Annotated in this window: 2 protein-coding genes; both read left to right on the plus strand. The window is 64.1% G+C overall.

Going from position 1 to position 3,899, the window contains the following annotated elements; translation table 11 throughout:
• Nucleotides 1–217: 217 nt before the first annotated feature.
• On the plus strand, nt 218–2,230 hold the full coding sequence (gene glgB / locus MJD61_07665) for a 1,4-alpha-glucan branching protein GlgB (GenBank protein MCG8555151.1): 2,013 nt from the start codon (nt 218–220) through the stop codon (nt 2,228–2,230).
• The coding region (gene glgP, locus MJD61_07670; protein MCG8555152.1) for an alpha-glucan family phosphorylase at nt 2,227–3,899 on the plus strand (1,673 nt) is incomplete at its 3' end. The genes glgB and glgP, both read left to right, overlap by 4 nt.

The raw sequence follows: 3,899 nt of genomic DNA on the forward strand, positions 1-3,899 counted from the left end.
ACAGGGCGGTTCGGACAAGCAGGGCGGTTCGGACAAGCAGGGCGGTTCGGACAAGCAGGGCGGTTCGGACAAACAGGGCGGTTCGGACAAACAGGGCGGTTCGGACAAGCAGGGCGGTTCGGACAAGCAGGGCGGTTCGGACAAGCAGGGCGGTTCGGACAAACAGGGCGGTTCGGACAAACAGGGCGGAAAGGTCAGGACCGGAGCCAGGGCGCCGGTGATCCCGTCGCCGCTCGGCGACGCAGGGGATCTCGAGATCACGCCTCTCGACCAGCATCTGTTCAACGAGGGCACTCATCGTCGCATCTACCGCAAGCTCGGGGCGCACTGGGTAAGGTCCAGGTCCGGCACGAGGTTCGGGGTCTGGGCGCCCAACGCGCGCCGGGTGAGCCTGATCGGTGACTTCAACGGCTGGTGCCGGCACAGCCACCCGATGTGTCAGGTAGGATCGTCCGGCATCTGGGAGCTGTTCGTGTCCGGCGTCGGCCCCGGTGACCTGTACAAGTTTCACATTGAATCGCGACTCCGGGGCTACACGGTGGACAAGGCCGATCCCTTCGGCTTTGTGCACGAAACTCCTCCCAAGACGGGGTCGGTCGTGGCCGACCTCGGCTACCGCTGGGGCGACGCGGCCTGGAGCACCCGAGGTCGCAAGGCCGCCAACGCGCTCGACGCGCCCATCAGCATCTACGAGTTGCACGTCGGATCCTGGCGAAGGCGGCCCGAGCAGGGCAACCGCCCCCTGACCTACCGGGAGCTAGCCCCGGAGCTTGCGAGCTATCTCAAGGATACGGGCTTCACCCACGTGGAGCTGATGCCCGTAATGGAGCACCCCTTCGGCGGATCCTGGGGCTATCAGGTGACCGGCTATTTCGCGCCTACGAGCCGTTTCGGGGGTCCGACGGACTTCATGTTCTTGGTAGACTACCTGCATGAGCATGGTATCGGCGTCATCCTCGACTGGGTCCCTGCGCATTTCCCCTCGGACGAGCACGGCCTGGGCTACTTCGACGGCACACACCTGTTCGAGCACGCAGATGCCCGCGAGCGTTTTCACCCGGACTGGACCACCTCGATCTTCAACTATGGCCGCCACGAAGTGCGCAGCTTCCTGGTATCGAGCGCGCTGTTCTGGCTGGACCGCTACCACGTGGACGGGCTTCGGGTGGATGCCGTTGCATCCATGCTGTATCGCGACTACTCGCGCCGCGACGGCGAGTGGCTTCCCAACAGGTACGGAGGCCGCGAGAACCTGGAAGCGATCGCCTTTCTGCGCGGACTGAACGAGGCCGTTCAGGCAGAGCACCCCGACGTGCTGATGATCGCTGAAGAGTCGACGGCCTGGCCCATGGTCTCGCGCCCCGTCCACGTTGGGGGCCTCGGGTTTAGCCTCAAGTGGGACATGGGCTGGATGCACGACACGCTGCGCTATATGCGACGGGATCCCATTCATCGCAAGTTCCATCACGGTGAGCTGACCTTCAGGAGCGTGTACGCGTACCACGAAAACTTCGTGTTACCGCTGTCCCACGACGAGGTGGTCCACGGCAAGGGATCGCTCCTTTTAAGAATGCCGGGCGACGAGTGGCAGCGGTTCGCCAACCTGCGTCTGCTCCTCGCGCTCATGTACGCCCAACCAGGCAAGAAGCTGCTGTTCATGGGCAGCGAGCTGGCCCAACAGGAAGAGTGGCGCTGCGAGCACAGCTTGTCCTGGCACCTGCTTGAGTCCGAGGCGCACGCTGGGATGCGGCGCCTGGTTCGAGATCTGAACCGTCTCTATCGGACGCAGCCTGCGCTGCACGAGAGCGACGTGGACGCCGGGGGCTTCGAGTGGGTGGAGGCCAGCGACGAAGAACAAAGCGTGTATGTCTTTGGACGCCTAGCAAGCGGTCGTCGCTCCCAGCGAAAAGGCGAAGGCCCGGTTGCTGATCGCATCGTGGTGGCGCTCAATTTCACGCCGGTTGTTCGCCACGGCTACCGGATAGGCGTCCACGCTCCCGGGCCGTGGCGCGAGTTGCTGAACACGGATGCGAGCGTCTACGGAGGGAGCGGCGTGGGGAACCTGGGATTCGCCCCTACGCAGCCTGTTTGCTGGCACGGTCGTCCCTACAGCCTCGAGCTCACCGTACCACCCTTGGGCGCGCTTTTCTTGAAAGCTCCTGAACCGGATGCGCCGCGCTGCGCCTGCGGCGGCGACGAGCCCGATCCTACGAGAACGAGGACCCCGTGAGTGATTTCAGGCAGCGTCTCGACCGATTGTCTCGCAACCTATGGTGCGCGTGGACGGGTCGCTTGGACAGGCTGTTTCGCGGCATCGATGAGGAGTTGTGGCGGCGCGTAAACCACAACCCCATGGCCTTCTTGGCGGAAGTGCCCGAGGGGACCATGGCCGAACGAGCTCACGATACCCATGTGGCAGCGACCTTGGTGCGCATGGAAAAAGCACTGGACCGGTATTTGAGGGACGATCAGCACTGGGCGTACTGGAATGCCCCCGGGCTCAATGCCTTTCGGGTGGCCTACTTCAGTCCAGAGTTCGCACTGCACGAGTCCCTGCCTATCTATTCGGGCGGGCTGGGTGTGTTGGCCGGCGATCACCTCAAGAGCTGCTCGGACTTGGGTATCCCCGCCATGGGCGTGACACTGCTGTATCGCCAGGGCTATTTTACGCAAGAGCTCGACGCCGATGGCCAGCAGCACGAGGTCTACCAGGAACTCGACACCGATCGCGTGCCCATCGAGGCAGTCAGGGATGCGAGCGGCAACCAGATCACGATCAAGGTGCCGCTGGATCGCGAGGAAGTCCCAGTGCTGCTGTGGCGGTCCCGAGTGGGAAGGGCGCAGCTGCTGCTGCTCGATCCTCAACGGGTAGCCGGCAGCGAGTTCCAGCAGGCCATGCGGCTTTATGGGGGGGATCGCACAACCCGTATCCTGCAGGAGGTCATACTGGGAGTCGGCGGTTACCGTGCTTTGGCGAGTGTCGGGCAGCGTCCAGGTGTGATCCATCTGAACGAGGGGCATTCGGCCTTTGCAGTGCTGGAAGCGATCGCCGATCGCATGCGCAGCAGCGGTCGCAGATTCGAAGAGGTGGCGGGCGAAGTATCGGAGTCGGTGGTTTTCACCACCCACACCCCGGTCGCGGCCGGTCACGACCGCTTTCCTCCCGACCTGGCGCTCCGGTTTCTGCAACCCCTGAGACAACGCTTGGGTTTGGACGAGCATAAGCTGCTGGCGCTGGGTCGGGTGCGACCCGAGCGCCAGGAGGAAGAATTCTGCATGACTACGTTGGCGTTGAAGCTGGCCCGGCGCAGCAACGGCGTGAGCTCCCTCCACGGTTACGTGTCTCGTCGGATGTGGCAGGAGCTTTGGCCTCGCCGCCGTCCATCCGAGGTGCCTATCGGCCACGTCACCAACGGCGCCCACGTCGACACATGGTTGGCCAACGAGATTGCTCAGCTATACAGCGATTGCCTGGGTGCCGGCTGGCGCACGCATCTGTGCCGCCCGGATACGTGGCGCCACATCGAGCACATGGACGAGAGCGAGCTTTGGACCATCAAGGTCGCGCTGAAGCGGCGCCTGCTCGACTTCGTCGCGCGCAGGCACCAGCGGCGCCGTGAACGGTTGGGAGTGGACGATCCCCGACCCAGGCTGCGATCCGACCGGCTCACGATCGGCGTAGCCCGGCGCTTCGCCACCTACAAACGTGCCCTCTTGATGTTCGAGGACTTGGACCGGGTCAAGGCCCTGATCACCGGCCCGGAGCGGCCGGTGCAGTTCATCTTCGCGGGCAAGGCACATCCGGCGGACGGGCCCGGCAAGGCGCTCCTCAGGAGACTGTGCGAGTTGAGCAGGCTTCCCGAGCTGCGGGACCACGTGGTGGTCGTCGAGAACTACGA

It is taken from the genome of Pseudomonadota bacterium (assembly GCA_022361155.1).
Lineage (GTDB): Bacteria > Myxococcota_A > Polyangia > Polyangiales > JAKSBK01 > JAKSBK01.